The sequence below is a fragment of the Pollutimonas thiosulfatoxidans genome (genome assembly GCF_004022565.1).
Lineage (GTDB): Bacteria > Pseudomonadota > Gammaproteobacteria > Burkholderiales > Burkholderiaceae_B > Pusillimonas_D > Pusillimonas_D thiosulfatoxidans.
In genome coordinates, this window is sequence record NZ_CP022987.1 from 910,962 (window position 1) to 936,815 (window position 25,854).

Annotated in this window: 30 protein-coding genes; 18 read left to right on the forward strand and 12 right to left on the reverse strand. The window is 55.0% G+C overall.

What is annotated here, in order from left to right; translation table 11 throughout:
• Positions 1–8: 8 nt before the first annotated feature.
• Entirely contained in the window at positions 9–2,459 is a 2,451-nt protein-coding gene (locus CKA81_RS04365) for a heavy metal translocating P-type ATPase (protein WP_237183416.1), read from the reverse strand.
• Between the two features lie 267 nt (positions 2,460–2,726).
• Here CKA81_RS04365 and CKA81_RS04370 point away from each other — a divergent pair, with 267 nt between their 5' ends.
• The 14 genes from CKA81_RS04370 to CKA81_RS04435 all read left to right on the forward strand — a co-directional run bounded on the left by CKA81_RS04370 (position 2,727) and on the right by CKA81_RS04435 (position 13,351).
• On the forward strand, positions 2,727–3,896 hold the full coding sequence (locus CKA81_RS04370) for a YncE family protein (RefSeq protein ID WP_228255784.1): 1,170 nt from the start codon (positions 2,727–2,729) through the stop codon (positions 3,894–3,896).
• A gap of 121 nt (positions 3,897–4,017) precedes the next feature.
• Complete coding sequence (locus CKA81_RS04375; protein ID WP_128354218.1) at positions 4,018–4,830, forward strand: class I SAM-dependent methyltransferase; 813 nt, start codon at positions 4,018–4,020, stop codon at positions 4,828–4,830.
• 71 nt (positions 4,831–4,901) lie between these two features.
• Positions 4,902–5,258 carry a hypothetical protein gene (locus tag CKA81_RS04380; protein ID WP_128354219.1) on the forward strand — a complete coding sequence of 119 codons (357 nt, stop codon included), beginning with the start codon at positions 4,902–4,904 and terminating at the stop codon, positions 5,256–5,258.
• Between the two features lie 206 nt (positions 5,259–5,464).
• Positions 5,465–6,079, forward strand: coding sequence for a cytochrome c biogenesis heme-transporting ATPase CcmA (gene ccmA, locus CKA81_RS04385; protein WP_128354220.1), 615 nt, complete (start codon positions 5,465–5,467; stop codon positions 6,077–6,079).
• Positions 6,080–6,138: 59 nt separating this feature from the next.
• Positions 6,139–6,759: a heme exporter protein CcmB gene (gene ccmB, locus CKA81_RS04390; protein WP_237183417.1), complete on the forward strand. Its 621-nt coding sequence runs from the start codon at positions 6,139–6,141 to the stop codon at positions 6,757–6,759.
• An 11-nt stretch (positions 6,760–6,770) separates the two neighbouring features.
• The gene (ccmC, locus tag CKA81_RS04395) at positions 6,771–7,508 is read left to right on the forward strand and encodes a heme ABC transporter permease CcmC (protein WP_128354221.1); all 738 of its coding nucleotides are present in this window, start codon (positions 6,771–6,773) and stop codon (positions 7,506–7,508) included.
• Positions 7,509–7,537: 29 nt separating this feature from the next.
• Entirely contained in the window at positions 7,538–7,687 is a 150-nt protein-coding gene (ccmD, locus tag CKA81_RS04400; RefSeq protein ID WP_228255827.1) for a heme exporter protein CcmD, read from the forward strand.
• Complete coding sequence (gene ccmE / locus CKA81_RS04405) at positions 7,684–8,130, forward strand: cytochrome c maturation protein CcmE (protein ID WP_128354223.1); 447 nt, start codon at positions 7,684–7,686, stop codon at positions 8,128–8,130. The genes ccmD and ccmE overlap by 4 nt, the downstream gene beginning before the upstream one ends.
• Before the next feature lie 5 nt (positions 8,131–8,135).
• Positions 8,136–10,097, forward strand: a complete 1,962-nt coding sequence (locus tag CKA81_RS04410) for a heme lyase CcmF/NrfE family subunit (RefSeq protein ID WP_128354224.1) — start codon at positions 8,136–8,138, stop codon at positions 10,095–10,097.
• Entirely contained in the window at positions 10,094–10,618 is a 525-nt protein-coding gene (locus tag CKA81_RS04415) for a DsbE family thiol:disulfide interchange protein (protein ID WP_128354225.1), read from the forward strand. Before CKA81_RS04410 ends, CKA81_RS04415 begins: the two co-directional genes overlap by 4 nt.
• Positions 10,615–11,070 (forward strand): cytochrome c-type biogenesis protein, encoded by a 456-nt coding sequence (locus tag CKA81_RS04420; protein ID WP_128354226.1) that lies wholly within the window; start codon positions 10,615–10,617, stop codon positions 11,068–11,070. The genes CKA81_RS04415 and CKA81_RS04420 overlap by 4 nt, the downstream gene beginning before the upstream one ends.
• A complete protein-coding gene (ccmI, locus tag CKA81_RS04425) occupies positions 11,067–11,924 on the forward strand; it encodes a c-type cytochrome biogenesis protein CcmI (RefSeq protein WP_128354227.1) in 858 nt (285 codons plus the stop codon). Before CKA81_RS04420 ends, ccmI begins: the two co-directional genes overlap by 4 nt.
• A 19-nt stretch (positions 11,925–11,943) precedes the next feature.
• The gene (locus CKA81_RS04430; RefSeq protein WP_128354228.1) at positions 11,944–12,561 is read left to right on the forward strand and encodes a TlpA family protein disulfide reductase; all 618 of its coding nucleotides are present in this window, start codon (positions 11,944–11,946) and stop codon (positions 12,559–12,561) included.
• A 43-nt stretch (positions 12,562–12,604) separates the two neighbouring features.
• Complete coding sequence (locus CKA81_RS04435; protein WP_118995028.1) at positions 12,605–13,351, forward strand: cytochrome c biogenesis CcdA family protein; 747 nt, start codon at positions 12,605–12,607, stop codon at positions 13,349–13,351.
• A gap of 37 nt (positions 13,352–13,388) precedes the next feature.
• On the opposite strand, the gene CKA81_RS17230 is transcribed toward CKA81_RS04435, so the two are convergent.
• Positions 13,389–13,610: a GDCCVxC domain-containing (seleno)protein gene (locus tag CKA81_RS17230; RefSeq protein WP_118995027.1), complete on the reverse strand. Its 222-nt coding sequence runs from the start codon at positions 13,608–13,610 to the stop codon at positions 13,389–13,391.
• 324 nt (positions 13,611–13,934) lie between these two features.
• Between CKA81_RS17230 and CKA81_RS04445 the strand changes: the two genes are divergently transcribed.
• The 3 genes from CKA81_RS04445 (at position 13,935) to dsbD (ending at position 17,977) form a co-directional block, all read left to right on the forward strand.
• Complete coding sequence (locus CKA81_RS04445) at positions 13,935–14,261, forward strand: four-helix bundle copper-binding protein (protein ID WP_128354229.1); 327 nt, start codon at positions 13,935–13,937, stop codon at positions 14,259–14,261.
• Positions 14,262–15,624: 1,363 nt separating this feature from the next.
• Positions 15,625–15,885: a DUF2933 domain-containing protein gene (locus tag CKA81_RS17505; RefSeq protein ID WP_394342545.1), complete on the forward strand. Its 261-nt coding sequence runs from the start codon at positions 15,625–15,627 to the stop codon at positions 15,883–15,885.
• A 139-nt stretch (positions 15,886–16,024) separates the two neighbouring features.
• Positions 16,025–17,977 carry a protein-disulfide reductase DsbD gene (gene dsbD, locus CKA81_RS04455; RefSeq protein ID WP_128354231.1) on the forward strand — a complete coding sequence of 651 codons (1,953 nt, stop codon included), beginning with the start codon at positions 16,025–16,027 and terminating at the stop codon, positions 17,975–17,977.
• A gap of 39 nt (positions 17,978–18,016) precedes the next feature.
• On the opposite strand, the gene CKA81_RS17510 is transcribed toward dsbD, so the two are convergent.
• The 9 genes from CKA81_RS17510 to CKA81_RS17515 form a co-directional block, all read right to left on the reverse strand.
• Positions 18,017–18,136, reverse strand: coding sequence for a metal-sensitive transcriptional regulator (locus CKA81_RS17510; RefSeq protein ID WP_148062194.1), 120 nt, complete (start codon positions 18,134–18,136; stop codon positions 18,017–18,019).
• A 78-nt stretch (positions 18,137–18,214) separates the two neighbouring features.
• The gene (locus CKA81_RS04465; protein WP_128354232.1) at positions 18,215–18,427 is read right to left on the reverse strand and encodes a manganese efflux pump; all 213 of its coding nucleotides are present in this window, start codon (positions 18,425–18,427) and stop codon (positions 18,215–18,217) included.
• Positions 18,428–18,431: 4 nt separating this feature from the next.
• Positions 18,432–18,917, reverse strand: coding sequence for a c-type cytochrome (locus tag CKA81_RS04470; protein WP_128354233.1), 486 nt, complete (start codon positions 18,915–18,917; stop codon positions 18,432–18,434).
• A 60-nt stretch (positions 18,918–18,977) separates the two neighbouring features.
• Complete coding sequence (locus CKA81_RS04475; RefSeq protein WP_164878337.1) at positions 18,978–19,511, reverse strand: M23 family metallopeptidase; 534 nt, start codon at positions 19,509–19,511, stop codon at positions 18,978–18,980.
• Between the two features lie 251 nt (positions 19,512–19,762).
• Positions 19,763–20,275 carry a cupredoxin domain-containing protein gene (locus CKA81_RS04480; protein ID WP_164878338.1) on the reverse strand — a complete coding sequence of 171 codons (513 nt, stop codon included), beginning with the start codon at positions 20,273–20,275 and terminating at the stop codon, positions 19,763–19,765.
• Positions 20,276–20,338: 63 nt separating this feature from the next.
• Entirely contained in the window at positions 20,339–21,466 is a 1,128-nt protein-coding gene (locus tag CKA81_RS04485; protein ID WP_128356551.1) for a copper resistance protein B, read from the reverse strand.
• A 5-nt stretch (positions 21,467–21,471) separates the two neighbouring features.
• A complete protein-coding gene (locus CKA81_RS04490; RefSeq protein WP_128354236.1) occupies positions 21,472–23,313 on the reverse strand; it encodes a copper resistance system multicopper oxidase in 1,842 nt (613 codons plus the stop codon).
• Positions 23,314–23,703: 390 nt separating this feature from the next.
• Positions 23,704–24,675, reverse strand: coding sequence for a F510_1955 family glycosylhydrolase (locus CKA81_RS04495; protein WP_128354237.1), 972 nt, complete (start codon positions 24,673–24,675; stop codon positions 23,704–23,706).
• 75 nt (positions 24,676–24,750) lie between these two features.
• Positions 24,751–25,014 (reverse strand): DUF2933 domain-containing protein, encoded by a 264-nt coding sequence (locus CKA81_RS17515; RefSeq protein ID WP_394342546.1) that lies wholly within the window; start codon positions 25,012–25,014, stop codon positions 24,751–24,753.
• A gap of 309 nt (positions 25,015–25,323) precedes the next feature.
• On the opposite strand from CKA81_RS17515, the gene CKA81_RS04505 reads away from it, so the two are divergent.
• The gene (locus CKA81_RS04505) at positions 25,324–25,524 is read left to right on the forward strand and encodes a heavy-metal-associated domain-containing protein (protein WP_123661200.1); all 201 of its coding nucleotides are present in this window, start codon (positions 25,324–25,326) and stop codon (positions 25,522–25,524) included.
• A 101-nt stretch (positions 25,525–25,625) separates the two neighbouring features.
• On the opposite strand, the gene CKA81_RS17520 is transcribed toward CKA81_RS04505, so the two are convergent.
• Entirely contained in the window at positions 25,626–25,742 is a 117-nt protein-coding gene (locus tag CKA81_RS17520) for a four-helix bundle copper-binding protein (RefSeq protein ID WP_158609129.1), read from the reverse strand.
• Positions 25,743–25,854 lie beyond the last annotated feature (112 nt).

The following is a 25,854-nucleotide window of genomic DNA, read 5'->3' on the forward strand; positions in this document are numbered from 1 at the left end:
CTTTCCGATTACGCGGCCGTTGGCTGTTGAGAGGACTCGGTGGCTTCTATCGGTGGGCGAAACCCACGCAAACGCAGCGCGTTACCTAGGACGAAGATACTCGAAAGCGCCATTGCTCCCGCCGCTAAGATCGGCGACAAGAGGATGCTCCAGGCAGGATAAAGCACACCCGCTGCCACCGGAATTAGGGCGGCATTGTAGGCGAAGGCCCAGAACAGGTTCTGACGGATGTTGCCGATGGTTGCGCGCGACAGCGCGATGGCAGTGGGTACACCCATCAGGTTCCCTGACATCAACACCACGTCGGCCGCCTCGATGGCGATGTCCGTGCCGGTACCCACGGCCAGGCCCACATCCGCTTCGGCTAGCGCCGGTGCGTCGTTGATACCGTCTCCGATGAATGCAAGCTGTCCGTGTTCGGCCTTTAGCGCGCGTACCGCGTCGACCTTGCCTTCCGGAAGGACTTCGGCGATCACTTCGTCGATGCCAAGCTGACGCGCAATGGCATCGGCAGTGCGGCGGTTATCCCCCGTGATCATCGCGACCTTCAGGCCCAGCGCGTGCAGCGCGGCGATGGCAGCCGGTGTTGTTGCTTTGATGGGGTCGGCGACCGCGACGATCGCAGCCAAGCGGCCACCGATGGCCGCATAGAGCGGCGTCTTGCCATCATTGCCCAGGCGCTCGGCGCTAGCCGCGAACACGTCCACATCCAGCCCCAGTTGGCGCATGTAGCGGTCCGCCCCGACTTCAACCCATTCCCCGTTGACATGTGCTTTTACGCCGAAGCCGGTGATTGACTCAAAGTCCGTTATGTGAGGAATGGCGATCCCTTCGTTGCCGGCAGCCTCGACGATGGCGCGGGCGATGGGGTGCTCGGACTTTGCTTCGACAGCAGCGATTTTGCCCAGCACATCCAGGCGCTCGAAGCCTGCGGCGATGTCCAGATCGGTCAGTGTCGGGCGGCCCTCGGTCAGCGTGCCGGTCTTGTCCACGGCGACGACCTTAGCGTCTTTGAGCAATTGCAGCGCCTCGCCTTTACGGAAAAGCACTCCCAGCTCCGCACCGCGCCCGGTGCCCACCATGATCGAGGTTGGCGTCGCCAAGCCCATGGCGCAAGGGCAGGCGATGATCAGCACGGCCACGGCATTGACCAGCGCAAAGGTCAACGCCGGCTCCGGTCCGAAGACCAGCCAGACCAGGAAGGTTAAGGCGGCGGCTGCCATGACAGCTGGCACAAACCACATGGTTACCTTGTCCACCAGCGCTTGGATGGGCAGCTTCGATCCTTGCGCCTGCTCCACCATGCGAATGATCTGCGAGAGCACGGTTGCACCACCGACGGCCGTCGCGCGGAAGGACAGCGCGCCTTTTTGATTGACGGTGCCTCCGACCAGCTTGCTGTCGATCGTTTTTTTAACCGGGATGGGTTCGCCGGTGATCATGGATTCATCGACATAGCTTAGTCCCTGCGTGACCTCACCGTCGACGGGAATACGTTCTCCAGGGCGCACCTCGATGATGTCACCGGCCACCACATCGGCGATTGGGATTTCCAGTACGGTGCCGTCACGCTGGACGCGTGCGGTTTTTGCCTGCAAACCGACCAGCCGCTTGATCGCCTCGGACGTGCGGCCCTTAGCGCGAGCCTCCAGAAAACGGCCAAGCAGGATGAGCGTGACAATGACAGCCGCCGCTTCGTAATAGACGTTGACGGTGCCTGCTGGCAGCAATGATGGCGCGAAAGTGGCGACCAGGGAATAGGCGTAGGCCGCAAACGTACCCACCGCGACCAGCGAGTTCATATCGGGCGCCAGACGCAAAAGTGCTGGAATACCCTGACGGAAAAAGCGAATGCCCGGCATGGCCAGCACCAGCGTCGTCAGCGCGAACTGGATGGTCCAGTTCCATTGCGTGCCGATGGTGCGCAGGATCAGTTCATGCACGCCGGGAATAAGATGTGAACCCATTTCTAGTACGAAGACCGGCAGTGTGAGGACGGCGGCGAGGGTCAGGTCGCGCTTGAGCGCCGCGCGTTCAGCGTCTTTACGCTCGTTGGCGGCCTCATCGTCGGCGGATGCGCCCGCGTCGATGGCTCGCGCGGCATAGCCTGCCGCCGCGATCGCCGCAACCAGGGTGTTGGGATCGGTGCTGCCGCGTACCTGGGCGCGTTCGGTGGCCAGGTTCACTGTGGCCTCGACAACACCGGGGATGGCTTTGAGCGCGCGCTCGACCCGGCCCACACAGGATGCGCAGGTCATGCCCTCGACCGCAAGGTCGATGGTCGCGGCGGGTACGCTGTAACCGGCGGCCTCGACGGTGTTGATCAGCACCTGGCGGTCAACGGGACCGCTCGCCTTGATGTTGGCCCGCTCGGTCGCCAGGTTGACGGTGACCGAATCAACGCCTTCGACCTTGCTGAGGGCTTTTTCCACGCGGCCAACGCACGATGCACAGGTCATGCCTTCGATCGGCAGACTGATCGCGGTTGTCAAGGCGCTTTCCTGTATGGTCAGGGTATTCAAATCCCACCTCCTTCTCGTTCAGTTCAAATAGATTAAGAGAAAGATATAGGTTCCTATCGTTGGAAGGTCAAGCGTAAAAAACCATGTCCTGCGGTAATTATGCGAAGTGCGCCATTGCCTCATATTGTCACGCTCACCGATCGCCATTGTGAGTGCAAGGCTGCAAGCTTAGTGGGGCAAGTGTTGCCGAATTACGAAAGAGTAATGGTGCCGTCATCGTCCGGTCAGCGGGCGGCCGATATAGTTGGTCATCAAGCGGCCCTCGCCTCTTTTGAAGTCAACTCACCTTACTATATTGGAGATGTCACGATGTTTAGAATGCGTCCCGTACTTGTTGCCGTTGCCTTTGCTCTGTCCGCAAGCGCAGTCCACGCTGCAGGCTTGCCAAATGGCGTCGTGTATAGCGCCAATGAGGGAGATGGCTCTATTAGCGAAATTAATCTAACTACAGGTGATGTGCGTACAGCTCAAATAGCTGTCCTACCCCATAATGTTCAAATTTCCCCTGATGGCAAGACACTGCTTGCTGTCGGTACATCAGTCGTAAAGGCGGGTGGTCATGGGACGCATGGCGGCGAAGGCAAGACTTCGGATAATGGCACCGCCGATTCTCACTCTGGCATTGACGCCGGGTTACTAATTCTGAATGCCGGCCAGCTTGATCAGGTACCCGAAACCCTGCCTGCAGGGAGCCACCCTTCGCACATTGTCACCAGTTCGGACGGGCGCTACGCCTATATCACGAACGCCGATACAGATCGCGTGTCGGTAGTCGACATCCAAGGGAAGAAAATCATCGCTGAAGTTGCTACTGGAGGTTATCCGCACGGCTTGCGGTTAAGCCCGGACGGACGGGAGCTTTACGTAGCAAACGTCAGTGATAACTCTGTGTCCGTCATCGACACCGAAAGCCTCAAGGAGGCAGCGAGGATTTCCTTGGGCAAGGCACCCGTACAAGTGGCGTTTACTCCCGACGGCAAACACGTCTATGTGTCGCTACGAGATGAAGATAGCGTGGCAATCATCGACACTTCCAGCAGGAAAGCCGTAAAGAACTTGAGCGTCGGACGTAACCCCATTCAACTCTATGCCGCAGCCGGCGGCAGCAAAATGTACGTAGCTAACCAGGGAAGCGATAATAATCCAGATAACACAGTCTCCGTAATCGACACCAAAACTCAAACTGTAATAGACACAGTGGTCACCGGCAAAGGTGCACATGGCGTGGTCGCGAGCAGCGATGGCGGTTTCGTATTCATCACCAACACCAAAGACAACACCGTCAGTGCCATCGACACGAGCACTCAAGATGTGGTCGCTACCTATTCAGTTGGCCCCAATCCCAATGGGATCACATATCGCAGCATTCCCTAAGGCCAACCCCCTTCGGTGTGGCTCCGGTATGCTGGTGTCATTCGATGACAAGCTCGATTCGTGATCTGAATTGGGCTTGTCGCGACATTAGAAGGCGCGTAATTGTGATCAGGAGAACCCAGTGAGCCAACAACCAAACCTTAGCCCGGCAGAAGTATATGAGCGCTACCTTAGCCGTGCGATTGCAGATCCTTGGACGCGTGTGCTGCTTGAATTGGCGTCACCCCAACCCGGCGAGCGAGTTCTGGATCTTGCCTGCGGTACGGGCAGTGTCGCACGGCAGGTCGCTCCCATGGTTGGGGTAAGCGGTCAGGTCCTTGCTTTGGATATCAATGCGGAAATGCTGGAAGTAGGTCGTGCACAACCGGCACCGGCTGGTGCTTCGATACTCTGGCAAGAGGGTAATGCAACTCGCCTCGAACTTCCCGGTGACTCGTTTGATCTTGTGTTGTGTCAACAAGGACTTCAGTTCTTTCCCGACCGAGTGCTTTCAGGTCGCGAAATGCGTCGCGTGCTACGCGTTGGCGGTAGCGCAGTCATCAGTGTGTGGCAGTCCCTGAGCCAACATCCCGTGTATGAGGCGTTGTTTACGGCAACCGCACGCCTTCTTGATGTGCCCATCACGGACGTCGATGTTGCCTTTTCATTATCAAACCCCGACGAGCTATACACATTGCTCAGCGAAGCAGGCTTTCAATCTATCGAAATCACTCCACGGTCGCTGTCTATTCGCCTGCCTGAGCCGGAAAGGTTTGTTCAGCTTTCGATACTGGGTGCAGCCACGTCAGTGCCAGCGTTTGCATCTATAGATGCCGCAGAGCGCCTCGCTCTTGTCGACAAAGTAACGGCGGAGACGCACGCCATCGTGCAAGGCTTTCGGGATGGGGATTTTCTTGCGTTTTCTATGGGAACCAACATCGCGCTTGCAAAATAGCCGACCTCGGCCTCTACTTTCATCCCCTCATTTGTAAGACACGCTTTTCACTTGCTACAATCGTCAGCGCGATGAAGAAATTTCTCCTTATTTTTATGCTGGTCATGCTGCCGCTCCAGGCCTCCTGGGGCGTCGTGAGTATGTATTGCCAGCCAGAAAGGGAGATTTGTATCGAGCTTTGTTATAGCGAAGCTCAAGAGGCGCATGTCTATTTGAGCGACGAGTCCGAGCAAACTGCTTCACCCTCGGGATTTCTGAGCCAATACGAACATTCGTGCCAAGCACCAGCGGCGTCGATTATTTCATCTTCAAATCAAACCATTCCTTCTTTATCTTCTAGCTTGGCCCTTCAGTTTCAAGAGGCGCCGCTAAGCTTGCCGACCTATTCCGAGCGGCCCGAGCGGCCCCAGTGGCTTTTCGTTGCCTAAGCTGGCACGCCGCTGATTCGACTTCCTTCCTGCTCCACACCTACGTCCTCAGCGTCGTCGCGTTCAATTGACTTTGGACGTGCGTCCAGCTACTTGCGACGGTAGCGCTTAGTGCCGCATGTAACGGATGGTCCGTTGCCTATCGGCGCATAGCCAGAATACCGATATCACCTGGTGATTAACGTTTTTGCGAGCAAAGGTCGACGGTGCTTGAAGCCATCAATCTGGACTGCGTGCGCGGTGAGCGCCGCCTATTTCATAATTTATGCTTTCGCCTAAAGACAGGCGAGTGCCTGTTGGTGCGCGGCGAGAACGGTAGCGGCAAAACCAGTCTTTTGCGCATGCTGGTAGGGCTAACGGCGCCGGCAGACGGCGCCGTTCATTGGCAGGGTAGTCCGATTAAGAAACTGGGTGATGAGTACCGCCGCGAGCTACTGTATTGCGGTCACCCGTTGGGCCTGAAGGACGATCTAACCGCCGCAGAAAACCTAATTTCCGGCATGGCGCTGGCTGAGGAGTCCGTTACCCAGGACGCTGTGCGCGAGGCCTTACGTCAGGCTGGATTGCAGGGTAGGGAGCATCTATCGGTGCGAGCCTTGTCGCAGGGGCAAAAGCGTCGTGTAAATCTGGCCAAGATCCTGCTGCAAAAACGTGCCTTGTGGGTGCTGGATGAACCCCTGACGGCATTGGATACCCAGGCAAGTCAGTGGGTAATGGGTGAAATCGACAGACATCTTAGCCATGGCGGGATCGCTGTATTGACGACCCATCAAGACATAGTGTTAGCAGGCAAAACACAGCTTATACGAGTAGGCGCATGAGCGACACATTTGGCCTGACCATGCTTCGCGGCGTTATTCAACGAGACTTAAGGCTTGCCATGCGGCGCAAGTCCGATGCGCTGACACCGCTTTTTTTCTTTGTCATCGTGGTCAGTCTGTTTCCTTTAGGCATAGGTGCTGAACGCGACACCTTGCGGCAGATCGCCCCAGGCATTCTTTGGGTGGCGGCACTGCTGGCGACTATGTTGTCGCTTAATCGGCTGTTTGAACAAGATTACGCCGACGGCACCCTGGAGCAAATGGCCCTTTCACCCGCCCCGTTGGGAATCCTGGTGCTCGGCAAGGTGGTCGCGTATTGGCTGTTGACGGGTCTCCCCTTGACGTTGCTGGCTCCGCTGCTGGCATTGCAATTCGATTTACCAACCCCTTCGTTACTGGTACTGGCCGCATCGCTGGCCATTGGTACGCCTGTACTGAGCTTTATTGGCGCGATCGGAGCGAGTTTGACCCTCGGCCTGCGAGGCGGCAGTGTCCTGGTCGCCTTGCTTGTGCTTCCACTTTATGTGCCGGTGCTGATCTTTGGCGCGGGTTCCGTAGACGCCGCCGCAGCCGGCTTGGGTGCTACGGCGCATCTATCGTTGCTGGGCGCCGTGCTGGTTTTAACTGTTTTTTTTGCACCGTGGGCCACAACCGTGGCATTACGGATTGCGTTGGAATAATGAGTAAGTGAATGATTAATTGGTTTAAGTATTCATCGCCCAAAATGTTTTACCCCCTTGCCGGCAAGCTGATTCCATGGTTTGCAGCCGCCGCCGCGATTCTGACGATAATAGGGATGTACGTGGGTTTCTTCATGGCGCCCACCGACGCCCAGCAAGGTGAGGGCTATCGCATCATCTTCCTGCATGTGCCGGTCTCCTGGATGTCGATGTTCATATATTTGGTCATGGCGTTCTGGGCCGCAATAGGGCTGGCATTTAACAATCGTTTAGCAGCCATGATGGCCTCGGCCTTGGCCCCCACCGGCGCCATGTTCACGTTTCTTTCACTTTGGACGGGCGCCTTGTGGGGCAAACCCATGTGGGGAACCTGGTGGGTCTGGGATGCGCGCCTGACCTCCGAACTGATTCTTCTCTTTTTGTACATCGGTTTTATAGCGCTTCAGTCAGCGGTGGATGAGCCACGGCGCGCGGATAAGGCGGGTGCCGTCCTTGCCCTTGTCGGCGTGGTCAATATCCCAATTATTTATTTCTCGGTGCAATGGTGGAACACCTTGCACCAAGGCGCATCTGTTTCGCTGACACAAGCCCCTTCCATGGCGGCGCTCATGCTTATTGGCATGCTGCTTATGGCGTTGGCGTCATGGATGTATACGGTGGCGATCGCGCTGATGCGCGTGCGCTGCATCATTTTAGAACGCGAACAGCATGCTGGATGGTTAGACGAACTGAAGGAGGTAAAGCAATGAATTGGTCGAGTTCTGCTGAGTTTTTTGCCATGGGCGGTTATGGACAATACGTATGGGGTTCATTCGGTGTCGCCATTGTCGTTTTGTGCGCCGAATGGCTTCTGCTGCGCCAGCGCCGACTAGCGGCTTTATCGCAAGTAAAGCGCCAGTCAATCCTAAGGGAAGAGGAATCTCGATGAAAAATCGCCATAAGCGCCTCGCGCTCATTGCTGGTGGCGTGGCCGCGTTCGGCATTGCCACAGCGTTAGTGCTCAATGCTTTTCAGAGCAACCTTGTGTTTTTCTTCACGCCTACGCAGGTGAGTGCCGGTGAAGCTCCTCAGGAGCGGACGTTTCGCGTCGGAGGCATGGTGCAAACCGGCAGTGTGCAACGCCAAAGTGATGGGCTCACGGTGAAATTCGTTGTGACCGATACCGCCAAAATGATACCGGTCAGTTATACGGGAATATTGCCGGACCTGTTTAGTGAAGGCAAAGGCGTGGTGGCTCAAGGCAAGCTCGGGGCCGATGGGTTGTTCCGGGCAGAAGAGGTGCTTGCCAAACACGATGAGAACTATATGCCCTCTGAAGCGCAGCATGCGTTGGATGAGGCCGCCAAGAACACGATTGCTACGAGGCCATAACGCTCATGATTCCTGAAATCGGCCATTTCTCACTGATTCTGACGCTATTCGTAGCGTTAGCCCAGGGCTGTTTAGCCCTCGCGGGTGCGGCGCGTGGCAATGCTGTCTGGATCGCCTTTGCTCGACCTGCCGCGCGCGCACAGTTTCTTTTAATTATTGTTAGCTTCGCGACGCTTGGTTGGTCCTTTATCGTTAAGGATTTTTCGGTGGCTTACGTCGCCCAGAACTCCAACTCGCAATTGCCCTTGCTTTACCGTATCGCCGCCGTCTGGGGCGGCCACGAAGGATCGCTCTTGCTGTGGCTGCTGATGCAAACAGGCTGGGCGTACGCCGTAAGTGTGTTCTCAAAACAACTGCCCGATGTCATGGTTGCACGCGTATTGGGGGTGCTGGGCCTGGTCACCGCTGGATTCCTGCTCTTTGTGCTGCTTACCTCTAACCCGTTCGAGCGTCTGGTACCCGCACCCATAGAGGGTATGGACCTGAATCCGCTACTGCAAGATATTGGACTGATATTTCATCCGCCACTGCTGTACATGGGGTATGTCGGATTTTCGGTAGCGTTCGCATTTGCCATTGCCGCACTGCTGGCGGGGCAGCTCGACTCGACGTGGGCCCGTTGGTCCCGGCCCTGGGCGACGGCAGCGTGGCTGTTCCTGACCTTGGGTATCGCCTTGGGAAGTTGGTGGGCCTATTACGAACTGGGTTGGGGCGGTTGGTGGTTCTGGGACCCGGTAGAGAACTCTTCGTTTATTCCGTGGCTGGTAGGTACGGCATTGATCCACTCCCTGGCGGTAACCGAAAAGCGTGCCAGTTTTAAAAACTGGACGGTGCTGCTTGCCATCAGTACGTTCTCTCTTTCATTGCTGGGGGCCTTTCTCGTACGGTCAGGCGTATTAACGTCAGTACACACCTTCGCCACCGATCCCCGCCGAGGCGTGTTCATTTTGATGCTATTCGCCGTGGTGGTGGGCTCGTCCTTGTTTTTATTTGCGCTGCGTGCGCCCAAGGTGGGCATGGGCGGACGGTTTGAACTGATATCGCGTGAATCTCTCTTGCTGGTGAACAACGTATTGTTGGCCGTAGCAGCGGGTGCCGTAATCCTCGGAACGTTATATCCGCTTTTCATTGATGCGCTCGGGTTAGGCAAACTTTCCGTGGGGCCGCCATACTTTAATGCCGTTTTCATACCGCTGATGGTGCCCGCGCTGCTTCTTATGGCGGTAGGCCCGGTTGCTAACTGGAAGTCGGCCAAGATAAGCGCTCTGATGAAACACCTGCATGTTCCGGCTGTGGTGGCGCTTATGGTCGGTGTTGGCGCACCGTTCATGCTGGGGCGTTGGTCGGCGCTGGTGGCTTTAGGCCTCGCGCTGGCCACGTGGATTGCCACGGCGGTGGTTAAGGGCATCGTTGACCGTATGCGTGCTACGCGCACTGGGCTGCGAGCCCAACCGCTTAGCTGGCTAGGCATGCATCTGGCCCATTTAGGCATTGCCGTGTTCGTAGCGGGCGTGACGCTCGTCATGGGCTATGAAACTGAACAGGACGTGCGTATGACGCCTGGCAGCACGGTAAGCGCAGGGGGCTATGACTTGAAGTTTCTAGGCGTCAATAAAGCACAGGGACCTAACTATGTCGCAGAAATCGGTGATATCGAGCTGTCACGCGATGGTCGAATCTTACGTCTGCTTCACCCTGAAAAACGCAGCTACATCTCCTCGGAAATGCCCATGACCGAAGCGGCCATTGACGCCAACGGGTTGCGTCACGTGTACGTCGCCCTGGGTGAGCCGCTCACCGACGGTGCCTGGAGCGTACGGGTTTACTACAAACCCTTCGTGGACTGGATCTGGATTGGTTGCATCTTGATGGCGCTGGGTGGGCTATTAGCCATCAGTGATCGCCGTTATCGACTTAAGCGTCGCGAACGAAAGGCTGCCTTGGTTGCAGGAGGGGCCACATCATGAGTCGCTTTGTATGGCCGTTGGTCGGTTTTGTCGTGCTGGTGGGCTTCCTGGCTTTTGGTTTGACGCTTAAGCCCAGCGAAGTCCCTTCGCCTTTTATTAACAAACAGGCACCAAGCTTCACCTTGCCCCAGTTGGCGTCACCCGACGAGACGTTTTCGCCGGAAGCCATGAAAGGCAAAGTGTGGCTGCTTAATGTGTGGGCCTCTTGGTGTTATGCCTGCCTTGAAGAGCACCCTGTGATAACGGATTTAGCTAAAACGCATGGCGTGCCCATTGTTGGTCTCAATTATAAGGACGTCCGTAAGGAAGCCATTTCGTGGTTGGAACGCCATGGCAATGGATATGTGTTGTCCGTATCCGATACGCAAGGGCGCGTGGGCATCGACTATGGCGTTTATGGCGTGCCCGAGACCTTTGTTATCGATAAGGACGGCTTCATTCGTTACAAGCACATCGGAGCTGTAACCGATAGTGCGGTACGCGACACGATACTACCGCTGATACGGGAGCTTGAGCAATGAAACGTTGGTGGCTGACATTATTGTGCTTGGTCATCGCCTTGCCATCGTGGGCGGATAACGGCGCGGCGGAAAAGCGCATGTTGGATATTGCTGGCGAGCTGCGCTGCCTGGTGTGCCAGAACGAATCAATCGCGGCCTCGCGCGCTGACTTGGCCGTGGATTTGCGTCAGCAGATACGCGAGCAGATACAAGCGGGCAAAAGCGATGCCGAGATTAGAACCTATATGGTTGATCGTTATGGTGATTTCGTACTCTATCGCACGCCATTAAAAGCCACCACGCTATTGCTATGGTTTGGCCCCATGTTGCTGCTGGTCTTTGGACTGCTCGTTCTAGCGACAACATTGCGACGCCGCAAAAGCAGTGTGGCTGACGCCTTGTTAAGCGACGATGAGTGTAAAAGAGCGCAGGCGCTGCTCGCGCAAACCACGGACACCGGAACATCACCATGAATTTGATTTTTACCCTAATTGCCGCTTTACTTGCTGCTGGCGTCACCTGGTGGCTGGTGTTTGTTCTGTGGCGTGGCCCCAAGCTGGACAGCAGTGTCGAGCATCACGCCGTCAATGCGGCGGTACTGCGCGACCAACTGGTTGAACTGGAGCAGGATCGCGCCAACGGTATATTGTCTGTGCCCGATCACGCTGCGGCCCAACAAGAACTGCAACGACGTGTGCTTGATGAGGCAACACCCGCTCAGGATACCGGGCAACGGCGCCAGAGCAGCAAGTCAGCCGCGATAGCGCTGGCCATCGTCTTACCCGTGGCAGCAACGCTTACCTATCTGGCGATAGGGAACCCCGCTGCGATTACGCCACCGCCGGCGCAAAGTGCTCCCGCTATGACACAAGCCGATGTGCAGGCGATGGTGGACTCGCTCGCTGCGAGGCTGGCGCGCAATCCTGATGACGCGCCTGGTTGGCTCATGCTGGCGCGCTCATATCGCTATTTTGAAAAATATGAAGACGCGGCTGCCGCCTTTGCCAAAGCGGCGACCGTCATCCAGTCGGATCCTTTGGCGTTGTCCGAATTTGCCGAAACACTCGCCAGAAGCAATCAAGCTGGCTTTAAAGGGGAGCCGACGCAATTGCTGGAGCGCGCACTATCGCTCAATCCCCGGGAACCATTCGCCCTGACTTTGGCGGGCGCCGCAGCGCTTGAGCGCCAAGACTATCCGGCAGCGATTGACTATTGGCAACAGTTATTCGACCTGCTTCCGCCTGACTCGGACGCCGCGCGGGCTGTCGCAGACAGCATAGAGCGAGCTCGTCGAGCACAAGCCGAAACGGTAACCCCCAAGAACTGATGGATGCTGAACGTTAACAATGAAGAACTCTTTTAAGATAATTGCTTGGGCAGCAGTGGCGTTAATCAGCGTGATCGCCATCGCGACCGTTTTGTTTTTGTACCAACGTAACAATGCCTCGAAAAATCTCCTAGGTGGAGTACTTAATGTTGCGGTGGACATAGGGGGGCAGCGATTCATGCGCTGGCATACGCCACGTGAACTGCCTTTGCTCTCCTTCCAGGATCCGACGGGCAAGACCGTGACTTTGGCCGATTTTGAAGGCCGTGTCATATTGCTTAATGTCTGGGCGACCTGGTGCCCCCCGTGTCGGGAGGAGATGCCATCGTTGGACCGGTTAAATGCCAAGCGTGGCGGTCCAGACTTTGAAGTCGTTGCCCTGTCGATTGATCGGGATCCTGATTTGATCAAACCGTTCTATCAGGATTTTGGTATTCGAACGTTAAAGCATTACGTTGACCCGACGACAAGGGTTTCAGACACGCTGCGTGCGCCGGGCGTGCCAACAACGCTATTGATTGATCGAGAAGGGCGCGAAATCGGCAGGGCGATGGGGCCCGCTGCCTGGGATGGCCCGCAAGTTGAAGCATTAATTGATGGCGCACTGCTGCACGCCTCTATTCGGGACTCAAAGTGATGCGAGATAAGAATAAAGCAGACTACCAACTGGGGATGATGCGATGCTTGAATTAACTGTCATTGGGCTATTAACGGCGTTTTTCGCCGGTATTGCTTCCTTCCTATCGCCCTGTGTTTTACCGCTCGTGCCAGGTTACCTCTCCTATATTGCGGGCGATTCGGTTCAGTCCAGTACCTCTCATACTGAAGCACGTGTGGCTCGCTGGCGAGCATTGGGCCTTAGTGCGTGTTTCGTTGCTGGCTTCTCCATGGTGTTTCTGATTTTAGGGGCCAGCATCACCGCAATTGGGCGTTTGTTTCTATCGTATCGCTATGAACTGAATATTGCCGCGGGAGGCGTTATTGTCATCGCCGGCCTGATGATTATGGGCGTCATACGTGCCCCGCTATGGATGCAGCGTTACTACCGCTTCGAGCCGCGTAGCGGTAGCGGTAAGCCTTGGTCGGCGACCGTGCTTGGCATGGCGTTCGGTTTCGGTTGGACGCCGTGTATTGGCCCCGTACTTGGCGGTATTTTGATACTCGGGGCCACGTCTGAGAGCCTTGGGCAGGGAGTATTGCTTTTGGGTATTTACGCACTGGGTTTAGGTGTGCCGTTCTTGCTTTCCGCGTACTTCATGACGCCGTTTATGCGTCGAATAGGTTCATTGCGCCGAACGGGTCGTTATCTTCAGATAATCACCGGTGCGATTCTGGTACTGATGGGCATTGCGGTGGCAAGTGGACAGTTGGTGCGTTTTGCTATTTGGTTACTGAGGACGTTTCCGGCGCTTGGGGCGATTGGGTAGTTGCGTGGTCTTCCGTGTTTTGCTTCTTGATATCCGGTCAGCCACAACAGCCGTGCTGTTTGCCGTTTTCTTGAACTGGTGGGCATGGCTCGGACCCGTATGAACAATAAACACAGCAGTCGCCGGGTTGTGGTTTCAGAATAGCCCGGCATTGCTTGCACTCGTAGAACCATAGGCAGGCATCGGTCGGCATGGTTTCCGTTTTGACATTCCCACATCGGGGGCAGGTTAGCGTGGACTTTAGGACAACAGCACTCATTCCATATTTCTCATCAGCAGTGTGTGCACATAATCGTGCTCAAGAAAGGCGTGACGATAATTCGGCGCGCGCAATGCTTCCACGTGCTCCAACAAGAGAGTATTGATTATCTTATTGAACTGCAGTGTTATGGCGCTGACGCCAACATAACGCAAGCATTAAAAAATTGTAATACGAGGCGCATGTAGAGCACAGATCGCGTGAAGATAACGAGATTTTAGAACAAAGTACGGCGCTCAAGGCATTCAACTTGCTGGATAAGGCAAGTGGCATCGCGTAGCGAAGCCGCTTCCTAATCACAGCTTAAATTCTTTGGAGATTAATATGCCTCATGAAAAGTTTCAATCATGCATCGACGCTTGTTATGCTTGCGCTACCGAATGCGACCACTGCGCTGTTTCATGCCTGGGGGAACAAGACGTCAAAGCGATGGCACGCTGCATAAAGCTAGACATGGACTGCGCGCAAATTTGCCGCCTAGCGGCCAGTTATATGGCCAGGGACAGTGAGTTTGCCCAAGCCCTTTGTCGCCTGTGCGCAGATGTTTGCCAAGCGTGCGCAGATGAATGTGCCAAGCATCAAATGGATCACTGCCAGCGCTGCGCCGAGGCTTGCCGTAAGTGTGCCGAAGAGTGCAGGCGGATGGCATAGACGGCTAGTGCCCGCATAGTACAACTGCTGCATGATGCATGTTGCGGATACGATGTGCTTATTGGTCAGCGCCTGGCGTACGGCCAGGCCTGCACGCTCGGCTATTAATTCAAGTGTCCAACAATCGATTGGCGAAGCGAGGTGCACAACTAGGTTACGTGCTATGGCGGCATTTTTGATAAGGACGGGTGTACGCGTTCGAGGTCACCTGCGCGAGCAGTTTTTGAGCTGCAGGTCCCTCGAGTCGATCTCGAATGACTACACGCCCTACGACGCTGCCCGGACCCACTGAGAACCCCTGGAATGTACGGAAAAAGATTAACAGACCAAGAGAACTGGCCAATGCCCCGCCAATGGACGCTGCGAAGTAAACGGCTAGTCCGGCCAGGATGACCGGACGGCGTTCGAATGCGTCTGAGTGGTCCGTGCAGAAGCATCATGACCTCAAAGGCAGCGAGGTAAGCGCTAAGCGTCTGTTGAAGTTCGAGCTGCGTTTCTCCGAGGCTCACCATCAGCATCGGAAAAAAAAGGCAGGTACGTCGAAATGGAAAACGGGTCCGGCATCGTATAGCTGCCAAGCAACCAGGCCAGCCATTTCACTGTCGGCTTATTCTGCAATGCTTTGTCTGTAGACGGTGTCACATTCAATTCCAGTTTATTCTTCAATGGCTGCAGGAAAGCCGGCCTTTTGCTACAGCCTTTTCTAAAATTCCGATCAGCGAAGGAGCAATAACAAGGGGCAATCTCCTCGCGAGCAAACCATTGCGTCCATTGACGTTAGACGGCTATCGGCGATGTTTAGTGTCTACCAGCGAACGAGCCACCTGAAGGTAAGCGCGTTCCATTCGTTCATCGCCTCCTGCCCGATCAGCCATTGTCTCGAGCGCACGCAATAAATGCTCGGCTACGTGAAGATCTCCTTCGTTACACGCGCGCTTGAAAACAGCCAGGATGTCATCGCCCAAACTTGTGTAGTATTTCTCCATAGCATTACTAGTTCCTCAGGTAGGATTGCAGTGTTCCGGGGAGCGCTGTCTGCCTCACTTGGTCTTCATCACGTTTATCAGCAGCGTAAACGTTCCCACAGTGATAATGTCAACCGGCAGTATTTGCCGCCCGTTGTAAATATGGAACGCTTTGCCCCCTGTTCACCAGTGCCATTGAAGCAACGCGAGCGCTTTGTACATATAGCAACAAATCTTTTGCTTCCTCGAACTACTTCTCAAAGATGACAAAGATGTAATGTCCGCGCAATCTGCCTGACAGCAACGGAGCATTACAGTAGGCTCGTCGCTAGATTTCCGCATAAGGTATCCGCGACGCAAGTAAGGAGCCAACAATGAACTGCGATATGAAGACGGTGATGAAAGGCGGTCTTGGGCTAGCCGTGTTGATTGCTGTGGCCTATGCAGCGTTACCGGCCGTTCGTGAGTGGATTACTGCGGTCGGTCCTTTCTTATTCTTCTTAATCTGTCCGTTGATGATGTTTTTCATGACGAAATGCATGCAATCGGGCCACAGCGATAACGAATCAAAGAAGGGTGAACCCACACAAGTGCCAATGACGGAAGGGGCTAATGCTGGGGACCGCCGACGTTCACTAAACCACAATAGAGCACCTTGATACCTGAGCAGGTCATGGGAACCAAACTCACACGAATAGCTCTCCTAATGCTAGCTGTAATTGGGTTGATCGCTATTTTTCGCCTTCGTTTTCATGGGCATCATGATGTTCTGGATGATGAGTAATTGAAGTGAACTCTATGCGTTTTCTGATAGCCATGCTGGTGTTGGCACTGGCGTGGTTACCTGGTATTAGCTCCGCGCAATTTTCTGAAATGCCAGCCGAGTCCACCGGTACTACAGTGTTGGCTTCTGCTTCCTCGAACAGTGGGATTCTGGGCTCCATGCGAAGTTGGTTTGGCGGCGAGAATTCTGATCAAGAGCTGTTGCCACTAAACGAAGCGTTCAAAATCTCGGTGAGGGCACGCGACGCCGATACGCTAGTCGCTACGCTCACTGCAGCAGACGGCTATTATCTTTATCGCGATAGGATTGCATTTGATCTTCAGCAGTCATCCAACGCGGCGATCAAGAACGTCGCGCTACCCCAAGGTAAGCTTAAGGATGACCCCACTTTTGGGCATGTCGAGGTGTATTACGGATCTGTCCAGATCCCAATTACGATAAATCGGCTGTCTGGATCTATTTCCGAGCCGCTGATTCTACAAGCCTCCTATCAGGGTTGTAACGACCCGACCGGTGTCTGCTATCCACCAATAAATACAACGCTGTCCGTGGTTCTTGTCGAGGCAGCTCAGACCAGCGCCGCCGCAGCGGGTGCTAACGTCGCGCAAGCTCAAGCGAGTAGCGGCATCCTGCGAAGCACTGCCAAGGTCCGAGTCTCGGAAACAAGCCTTGTACGAGATCTGTTCGCCCAGGACAAAGCGTGGGCGCTTATTGCCGCCTTCTTTGGTTTTGGCTTGGTTCTGGCGTTTACGCCCTGCATGTTGCCCATGATTCCGATTCTGTCGGGAATGATTATTGGACAAGGGCGATCGTTAAGCCGCCGCCATGCCTTTGGCCTTTCTTTTGTTTATGTGATGGCCATGGCCGTAACTTACGCGCTCGCCGGTGTGGCCGCGGGGTTGGCAGGCACAATGCTCTCGGCATACCTGCAAAACCCGTGGGTGTTGGGCAGTTTTGCGATCGTATTTGTACTGCTTGCACTTTCTATGTTCGGCTTTTATCAGCTTCAGATACCCGCTTCCATACAAAGTCGCCTAGCGGGCGCCGCAAACCGGTCGGCTGGTGGCAAGGTCTTGAGCGTGTTCGTCATGGGCGTGTTGTCCGCCGTCATTGTCGGGCCGTGCGTAGCGGCACCTCTGGCCGGAGCTCTGCTTTACATTGGTCAGACAGGAGATGTCGTGCTGGGTGGCTTGGCGCTTTTCTCACTCGCCATAGGGATGGGTGTCCCGCTTCTGATTTTTGGCACCACAGCAGGCGCACTTTTGCCTAAGGCTGGCCGATGGATGAAATCCGTGCAGCATTTTTTTGGCGTCACGATGCTGGCGGTGGCCATCTACCTAATTTCCCCGGTCGTACCTTCCGTCGTCCATATGAGCTTATGGGCCGTCTTGCTCATTATTTCTGCGATGTACCTGAAGGCGTTGGACCCGTTGCCCGACGGCTCGCCTGGTTTCGTGCGCTTTGGCAAAGGGGTTGGGGTCATTGCACTAATTTCGGGTTTGGCACTGCTCATCGGCGTGCTGTCAGGAGGCCGCGATGTGCTGCAGCCCCTGAGCGGTTTAAGAGGTGCAGATGCTGGGGCCGCACAGAATATCAGCTCGCCTGAGCTGCAGTTTAAGAAAACCACGAGCCTAGCCAACCTTGAGTCCCAATTGCAGGCAGCCGAAGGTCGCTACGTCATGCTCGATTTCTGGGCTGACTGGTGCATATCCTGCAAGGAGATGGAGCGTTTCACGTTTACAGATGCCCAGGTAAGAAAACGCCTCAAAGACGTCGTGTTGCTTAAAGCCGATGTGACCGCGAACAATGCCGACGATCAGGCACTGCTCAAACGTTTTGGACTCTTTGGCCCGCCAGGCATTATCTTTTTCGACAGACAAGGGGCGGAGATCGACTTTCAGGTTATCGGGTTTCAGGCGCCCCAGAAGTTCTTGCGCTCTTTAGACTCGGTCATGCCGGGTCAGTGAGGTCGAGGGCCAGACGCTCAGTTAAGTCACCCTGGAGCTTTACTTTAGGTAGGATCGCAGCACCTTAGCCAGCTGGTTGACCCCCTGTTCGCGTTCTGCCGCTGACAAACCCGCCGCAGCGATGTGCTCCCGAATTTGGCCTTCCAGCACCTTAATCATTAGGCCATGTATCGTGCCGCGGATCGCTGCAATCTGCTGGGGTATCCCTCTTTAGCGTCGCCCAAGTTCATTTGCTTCTTACATGGTGAGGTGTTCATACAGAATGACCGTACCAACGCCCATTAATGCCAACCCGCCAAGAATCTCCGCCCACTTGCCGGCCACATTGCCGATCAACCGGCCGACCATGACACCGAGCGTCACCATTACGAACGACGCCAAGCCAATGGCCGCAGCGGCTACGAACGCCTTGCGGTTGCGTAAAGCAAAATAAACGGCTAGCGCGCCCAATGAGTTACTGTGGCCGTTGTTGCGTGATTTCTTTTTGGGCCGCTAACGCCTGCTTTGGCCAGGAGCTTTTGATATAAGCGAGCACAGCCCGGATGTCGTGATCGGTCAGCAACTTGCCATAGGCGGGCATATCGCTCACATACTCGGATGGGGCTGTCACGCCAGGGACCAGGCCATTTTTAGTAATGTCAATTAAAACGGCATCGGGATGATGCCAAGTGTGCCCGGTCTCATCATGCGGCGGCGCAGGCAAACGACCATTGGCTTGACGGATACGCCAGTCAGGCTGGCCCTCCAACTTTGCGCCATGGCACGATGCGCAATTATTGGCGTAGATTTTTTTGCCGATGGCCACGTGCTCTCGATCGGAAGGGTCAATAAATGCCGATCTTGAGCTCATCAAGGGTTCATTCATGAACAAGCCGGCACCGAGGGCCAGTAAACCAAGCACTCCGGTAATCACGCCCGCTTTTTTCACAGTTATTGCCATTGGAACTATCCCACTCACTTTGTTGCACGATCAAGGCTACGCCGGCCGCACAAGGTAACTTCATCTTTGGACATAGGAGGCAAGTTGCCGTTTTTCTTGGATGGGGTCTACCGGTTGATTGTTGACGCGCAGCTCATAATGCAAATGAGGGCCACTGGATGTTCCGGTTGAACCGACATAGCCAATGATTTGTCCCTTTTCTATGCTGACACCTTTTCTTAGGCCTTTCTTAAAACGGCTTTGATGCGCATAGACAGTGGAATACTCATCATCATGCTCTATGAAAATCACTTTGCCATATCCATTTTGGACGCCAATGAAAGAGATTTTTCCCTGAGCCGTTGCGCGGATGGGGGTTCCTTTTGGGGCAGGGTAGTCAAGACCTTGATGGCCTGCCCACTTGCCCGATACGGGATGCAGTCGGTAGCCAAAGGCTGAATTGATACGCGCGCGTTCGCTCAGTGGCGTGTTAAGAAACATCTTGCGCAAGTTCTCGAGCCGAGGAGTTGCTTTATGTGCGTGTTTGCCGAGCGTGTGAACGGGGCCTTCGATGATAGAAGTCTGTCTGACCTCCGATGCCACGGCGGTATTCATAAGGTAGCCGAAGACGAGAAGCAGGCTTTTTAATATCGTATGCATGTCATATAGAAAATATTTGGATAATGCTAGAGCGCGGTTCGCCTTTTGTGGCTGGATCGACTGTGATTCGTGTGGGAGAAATAAGCATCGGCAGCACTGCATACGCAGTGCTGCCGCTCTGAGGAACGCATCATAGCTGCCCTACCTGGAAATCCATCACGAAGTGGATGAGTAATCAGGCCATTAAGCGCTGCCTTTAGGTCGTCTTATCCGACCTTTACCTTACCGATCATGCCCGCTTCCATGTGCCCAGGAAGAAGGCAGGCAAAGTCAACGGTTCCGGCCTGAGGAAACTGCCAGACGAGACCACCTTTTTGGCCAGGATTGACCGTGATCATGTTGGGCTCGGCATGTTTCATTCCCGGCATTTTTTGCATCATGGCGGCATGCTCTTTGAGTTCTGCAACGGAGCCGATCACCATTTCATGAGGAATCTTGCCGTTGTTCTTCATGAAAAAACGGACCGTCTCGCCGGGCTCCACGTTGAACTCGCTTGGAGAAAAACGCATGGTATCGTCCATGACAAGCTCGATCGTACGTGTTACCTTGGCTGGGTCGCCAGGTTGTCCCACAGCCGAGTCACCTTTGTTCATGCTGGACATATCATGACCTTGCATCATGGTGCCGTCTTTCATCTCATGACCTCCACCATGGCTTCCGGCGGCTAATGCCAGGGCGGGTAATGTGCTTAATATCAGTATAGATAGTGTCTTTTTCATCAAAATCACTTTTGGATAAGGGAAAAATAAGAGCATCAGGCTTGATGTTCCCTGGTACAACAGTTAAAAGCGAAAACTCAAACCGGCCACGAAACGGGTTTCCTGCTTGGAGTCGCCCGCCGCGCGCGCGTAATCCGCCGTTTTTCCGAATTTGCTGGACCATTCCACGCCAACGTAAGGAACAAACTGACGCGTGACTTCGTATTTGAGACGCAAGCCCGCAGTACCGTCTGTCAGGCCGCTGCCAATGCCCCAGCGTTCATCGTCCTTGCCGTGGAAATTTACTTCCACGCTTGGTTGAAGGTAGAGCTTCTGGGTAAGCAAAATGTCATACTCCGCCTTCAGCCCCAGAGCGGTTCGTCCGCTGGAGCCGACATAGGCGGTGGCATCCACCTCGAACCAGTAAGGCGCAAGTCCTTTAAAGCCGAATGCCAGCCATTCCCGGTTGGGCGCGCCCTGAGCATGGTCGAATCGCACGCCCAGTTCCGTATCCCAGAACGTTGAAACCGCATGACGCCACAGCAACTGCGTCTCGGATTCCTGTAATTTTCCGCTCGCTACTTCGCCTTCCGCTTTGATGACGGCGCGGTTATAGGTGCTGCCGTACCAGGCCTCCCCTTCGTAGGCCGCCCACTCCTCGCCACGCGCCCTGACGTACTCCAATCGGTCGAAGTTCACGGAACCGAAGTTGTGCATGTCCGACATGATCAGCGCATCTGAGGGTGGCAACGCATACTTGCCCGCGTTACGCACGTAGCCATCGGAGTAGGCATCCGGATCGCGGGCATCGGGTGGCGCCGATCCGCCTTGCATCTGCATATCGCCGTGGTCCATTTCGCCACCGCCCATATCCATTGCTCCCATATCGTGAGCAGGGGCCGTCGCACCTGTGTTGGCTTGGCCATGGTTCATACCCGGCATGGACTCTGCTGGCTTAGGCGCGGTGGTCGGCTTCATTTTCATCGTGCCATGGTCCATGCCAGGCATATTCATCTTGCTGTGATCCATGCCAGGCATGCTTGCTGCATCGGCAGGCGCCGAGCTGGCCGGCATGGCGGTATGGCCGCTATGGGGATCATGCGCTTGGGCGTAGGCAAAAAGCGGAGTTGCACCGAGCGTTGCGATGGCGACTCCAAGAATGCGTTTTCTTATATGGGTATTCACGGTCAAGATTCCCTTCTTCTCGTTTATTGAGCTCATGCCACCACCACTTCGCGAAACATCCCCGCATCCATATGCAGCATCAGATGGCAGTGCCAAGCCCAGCGACCCAGTGCATCGGCGGTTACGAGAAAGCTGATGCGTTGCGCCGGCTGCACGGGAATTGTGTGACGGCGAGCTTGGAAGCTGCCGTCGGGGGCCTCCAGCTCACTCCACATACCGTGCAAGTGCATCGGGTGCGTCATCATGGTGTCGTTGTGCAATATGACTCTGACCCGCTCGCCGTAGCGGAAATGGACTGGCGTCGATTTTCCATATTCAACGCCGTCGAACGACCAGGTATAGCGCTCCATATTGCCGGTGAGGTGCAGCTCGATTTCACGCTCTGCACCGCGCGGATCCATCGCGCCACCCACGGTGTGCAAGTCCGATAGCGTCAATACTCGGCGGCCGTTGTTGCGCAGCCCAATGCCGGGATCGTCCAGGTTGGTGCGCGGCATGTCGACCCGCATATCGATACTTGGGCCATACTCGGTCTTGGCGTGGCGCACTTGGGTGCTCGCGCCAGCCGCTGCCATTGCGCCATGATCCATGCCAGCCATGCCTGCGTGATTCATTCCCTGCATGCTGCCATGGTTCATCCCTGCCATATTGCCGTGGTCCATACCGCCCATGGACGATTGGCCAGGCGCGCCATGGTTCATTCCCGCCATGCCCCCACCCATAGCACCCATCATGTCCGCCATGGTGAGCCATTCTGCAGGGTCAAGCGCCGGCACTGGCGCTTCGAGACCGGCACGCGTAGCCAGCGTGCCGCGGGCATATCCGGTGCGGTCCATGGCTTGCGCATATACGGTGTAAACGTCGTCTTTAGGCTGTACCAGCACGTCATAGGTCTCCCCAGGCCCAAACCGGAACTCATCGACCGTTACAGGCTCTACGTTCACGCCGTCAGCCTGGACCACGGTCAACTGAAGGCCGGGAATGCGTATATCGTAAAAGGTATTGGCCGCACCGTTGATAAAGCGCAGGCGGACCCGTTCTCCGGCACGAAACAGCCCCGTCCAGTTGCCCGCTGGTGTTGTACCGTTCATCAGGTAGGTCAGCACGTTCGCGGACAGGTCAGCCAAATCGGTCGGACTCATGCGCATCTCGTTCCACATCTTGCGCTTATCGATAGCCGCTTTTAGGCCATCTCGCGAGGCATCCTGGAAGAAATCAATGGCGGTGGGTTGGTTGTAGTTGTAGTAGTCGCCTTGCATCTTGAGTTTGGACAGGACTCGCATCGGGTCCTCGTCGGTCCAGTCAGAGAGCTGAACGACGTACTCCCGATCCGCGCGTATGGGGTCGGTTTGTGCCGGGTCGATAATGATCGCCCCATAAACGCCGGTCGCCTCCTGCATCCCTGAGTGCGAGTGATACCAGTACGTGCCGCTTTGTTCGACTTTAAATCGGTAGGTAAACGTTTCCCCTGGGGCGATGCCCGCAAAACTGATACCTGGCACGCCATCCATTTGGAAGGGCAGGATGATACCGTGCCAATGAATGGAGGTGGCTTCCTTGAGGCGGTTCTTGACGCGAATAGTGATCGTATCGCCTTCGCGCCAGCGTAAGGTAGGCGCAGGAAGCGAGCCATTGACTGTTGTCGCCATGCGTGGATTGCCGGTGAAGTTGACGGGCGATTCACCGATCTCCAAGTTGAACTCGGTCCCCGTCAGCACAGCGGCTGAGCCGGTGCTCGTCTTGGCGGACGGACTCCCAGCAGCTCGGGCAAAGGGCGATAAACCCAACAATACGCCGCCGGCCGCTAGGCCCTGAACGAATCGGCGACGGGGCAGTATAGGTAGTGCAAGCGAGGACGGTAGCAGGTGTTTCACGTGAGCGTATCCCAAAGTCGAAAGAGGCAGACATCAATCATCCTTCGATGATCAAAGCCTCAAATTAAATTGATGACTAGCACTTTAACGAAATGTGCATGTCGGCCCAATGACGCCGGCATTACATTTTTGTAATGCATAGGTATTCTTCAGGTTGGGCTGTGTGGTTGCATTTTCGATACTGGCAGCAGGGAGGCACTTAAGCGTGTAACGCTCGCGTTAAGTGCCCATCATCCAAAACATCATGGCTCCCATGCCGACAAAAGCAAAAACGGCTATGAGTCCAATCGCCGCCAGTGCGATCACAATGATTTTTATCAGTTTATTACTCATGAAACTACTCAAATTGCTTTACGCTATGTGAATGCCAAACGATACGATGTCAGGAGATTACTTATCGAGCGTCGTGCCACCTTTAGCAATCTGTAGCCAGGTCGCACCACGATCTTGACTGATATAGACGCTACGCTTGAAGGTCGCGATCGCAAGTTCTTCGTGGCGGGTAGGGTTTTGAGCAATAAAGGCCACCGCGTCTTCATCTAGTGCGGGAAGCTCGATTTTTTCTATAACTCCGCCGTCCTTCAGGTCCATGCGACTTAGCACGGGGACATTTGCATAACTGCTAACCCAGAGGTGCTCGCCATCCAGATCGAACCACTGCGCAAGTACCTGCGCGCTCTGGACCAATGGCTCAAAATGGTTGCCCGCGTCACGAGACAAGTACAACCCGTCGGCAGCGCCCACGGCAACGACGTTGACATCGCGCGGGTGCACCGCCAAGCTATTAATTTTGGCCCTTAGGCCGTTAGCGGCTGCCCGCGTCCATGCCAGGCCGTCTGTTTGAGTCATATACAGCCCAGCTTGGGGCATCCGGGTATTAGGCCCATAATTCAGGACGTACACCGCATCGGTTTCATAGCTTGTGGCCAAGGTATGAAAATCGGACTCTCCTTCCAGCCCCAACTGTCGCCAAGTTTTTCCCGCATCCGTACTCTTGATGAGGCCGAACGGATTAATTAGCTTCGAGCCTGTTGCGGGATGCCCGCTGCTGTAAAACGCCCCGCGGGTGGTGGCGAATCCCATGTAATCATGCTCGGGGCCGGCCATCTTTGTCCATTGACCATTCGAATACGCCGCGATGCCATGATGGCTCGGGATCAGCAACTGTTTACCGTCTGTGCTATAGGCAAGCCCGTGCACGTGCGTGAGTTCAATCGGCGCAGCCTGTGCCAAAGTCATTATGGCTTGTACATCGGCTACGGATGGATCGGTACTTGCGGTTGCTACGCCGATTCCGCCGAACATCAATAGCGTGCCAACGCTTGTTGCCGCCAGGCTGGTAAAAATCGTTTTAGAACTCATCACGTGATATCCGTAAATCTAAGTGCTACCCCATCAGGAGTCCGCTATGGGTAGGGTAGGACGGCTGCGAGCCGGCTAGTCTTTGAGCGGCGAGTGTCCGACCGATGGTGTGGAGGGAGCTTGGTCGGCTTGGGTTTTTCCCGCCCTTTGGTCCTTGTCGCAGGAGTGCATACCTTTCATCATGAAAAACATCATCAAGGGACAAATTAGAAAGAACAAAAATGGGGCGCTGGCGGTAAGCCATTCACGGGCGGCGGGAAAAGTCGCGTACGCCACGGCAATGGCGACAGCTAGGCCAAGAGCCGCCTTCAGCATGGTTTTTACATCACATTTCATCATCGTTTCCTTCAAATAGGCAGGTTGCTTCAGATCTACCCGACAGTGATAAAGGGGTAGTACCCAATGCACTGTAGCGAACCCAGGCTGTCAGTCCGATTACGCTCTCATTACATATTTGTCATGTTTGCTCACTGCGTGATCGTGATGATGAAATTTTTCGTTACTGTCACAGAAGTAGAGATGGTGTCCTCTTGATTGCCTGGGGAAACTCGGACAATAATTTAGTAATACGGGTAAATATAGCTAAGGGCTGGCTTGACATTGCTACCGTAGGAAGGTTTAAGGTGTCTTTTACTTTAGGAGAGTGCAATGATTGAGTTTGAAGTGAAGGATATGACGTGTGGCCATTGCGTGGATACGATCGCTCGTGCCGTTAAGGAAACCGTCCCGACGGCATCCGTTCACATTGATCTTTCCCAACATTTGGTCCGTGTGGAGGGGTCATCCAATCTGGATGTCATCGAACGCGCCATTCGAGAAGTTGGGTATACGCCGGTGCTCAAGGCTTAATGGGTCAGATACATTAAACGGGCTGGCCCTGATTTTCCCAGTTCACTTCGACCTTTTCGGTTAGGGGGTAGGTCGTCTTCAATCAGCGCTCAGTGAGCCATTTACTCAAACACTTCTACGCATTTTCGACACGCTTCGGCGCGATGCTGATAATGCTTCATCTGATGCTGACTACATTCTTGAACGCATGCTTCGCAGATGCTCGCACATTCCTGCACAACGTTTGAGCAAATTCACCGCCGCTCCGCTGTTCAAGAGAAACTTGTCTGCAATCGGCAGATTACAATTTTGTAATTCTCCAGTCATCGTGCTGTCAGCTTCGCGCGGGTA

Coding starts and splice junctions, on each gene's coding strand:
- CKA81_RS04370 (WP_228255784.1), top strand. CDS start 2,727: ATGGTGCCGTCATCGTCCGGTCAGCGGGCGGCCGATATAGTTGGTCAT.
- CKA81_RS04365 (WP_237183416.1), bottom strand. CDS start 2,459: ATGACCTGTGCATCGTGCGTTGGCCGCGTGGAAAAAGCCCTCAGCAAG.
- CKA81_RS04380 (WP_128354219.1), top strand. CDS start 4,902: ATGAAGAAATTTCTCCTTATTTTTATGCTGGTCATGCTGCCGCTCCAG.
- ccmB (WP_237183417.1), top strand. CDS start 6,139: ATGCGGCGCAAGTCCGATGCGCTGACACCGCTTTTTTTCTTTGTCATC.
- dsbD (WP_128354231.1), top strand. CDS start 16,025: ATGCGTTTTCTGATAGCCATGCTGGTGTTGGCACTGGCGTGGTTACCT.
- CKA81_RS04430 (WP_128354228.1), top strand. CDS start 11,944: ATGAAGAACTCTTTTAAGATAATTGCTTGGGCAGCAGTGGCGTTAATC.
- CKA81_RS17230 (WP_118995027.1), bottom strand. CDS start 13,610: ATGAGTGCTGTTGTCCTAAAGTCCACGCTAACCTGCCCCCGATGTGGG.
- CKA81_RS04505 (WP_123661200.1), top strand. CDS start 25,324: ATGATTGAGTTTGAAGTGAAGGATATGACGTGTGGCCATTGCGTGGAT.
- CKA81_RS17515 (WP_394342546.1), bottom strand. CDS start 25,014: ATGATGAAATGTGATGTAAAAACCATGCTGAAGGCGGCTCTTGGCCTA.
- ccmI (WP_128354227.1), top strand. CDS start 11,067: ATGAATTTGATTTTTACCCTAATTGCCGCTTTACTTGCTGCTGGCGTC.
- ccmD (WP_228255827.1), top strand. CDS start 7,538: ATGGGCGGTTATGGACAATACGTATGGGGTTCATTCGGTGTCGCCATT.
- CKA81_RS04435 (WP_118995028.1), top strand. CDS start 12,605: ATGCTTGAATTAACTGTCATTGGGCTATTAACGGCGTTTTTCGCCGGT.
- CKA81_RS04415 (WP_128354225.1), top strand. CDS start 10,094: ATGAGTCGCTTTGTATGGCCGTTGGTCGGTTTTGTCGTGCTGGTGGGC.
- CKA81_RS04470 (WP_128354233.1), bottom strand. CDS start 18,917: ATGGCAATAACTGTGAAAAAAGCGGGCGTGATTACCGGAGTGCTTGGT.
- CKA81_RS04445 (WP_128354229.1), top strand. CDS start 13,935: ATGCCTCATGAAAAGTTTCAATCATGCATCGACGCTTGTTATGCTTGC.
- ccmC (WP_128354221.1), top strand. CDS start 6,771: ATGATTAATTGGTTTAAGTATTCATCGCCCAAAATGTTTTACCCCCTT.
- CKA81_RS17505 (WP_394342545.1), top strand. CDS start 15,625: ATGAAAGGCGGTCTTGGGCTAGCCGTGTTGATTGCTGTGGCCTATGCA.
- CKA81_RS04410 (WP_128354224.1), top strand. CDS start 8,136: ATGATTCCTGAAATCGGCCATTTCTCACTGATTCTGACGCTATTCGTA.
- ccmE (WP_128354223.1), top strand. CDS start 7,684: ATGAAAAATCGCCATAAGCGCCTCGCGCTCATTGCTGGTGGCGTGGCC.
- CKA81_RS04495 (WP_128354237.1), bottom strand. CDS start 24,675: ATGAGTTCTAAAACGATTTTTACCAGCCTGGCGGCAACAAGCGTTGGC.
- CKA81_RS04475 (WP_164878337.1), bottom strand. CDS start 19,511: ATGAATACCGCCGTGGCATCGGAGGTCAGACAGACTTCTATCATCGAA.
- CKA81_RS04480 (WP_164878338.1), bottom strand. CDS start 20,275: ATGAAAAAGACACTATCTATACTGATATTAAGCACATTACCCGCCCTG.
- CKA81_RS17510 (WP_148062194.1), bottom strand. CDS start 18,136: ATGATTAAGGTGCTGGAAGGCCAAATTCGGGAGCACATCGCTGCGGCG.
- CKA81_RS04420 (WP_128354226.1), top strand. CDS start 10,615: ATGAAACGTTGGTGGCTGACATTATTGTGCTTGGTCATCGCCTTGCCA.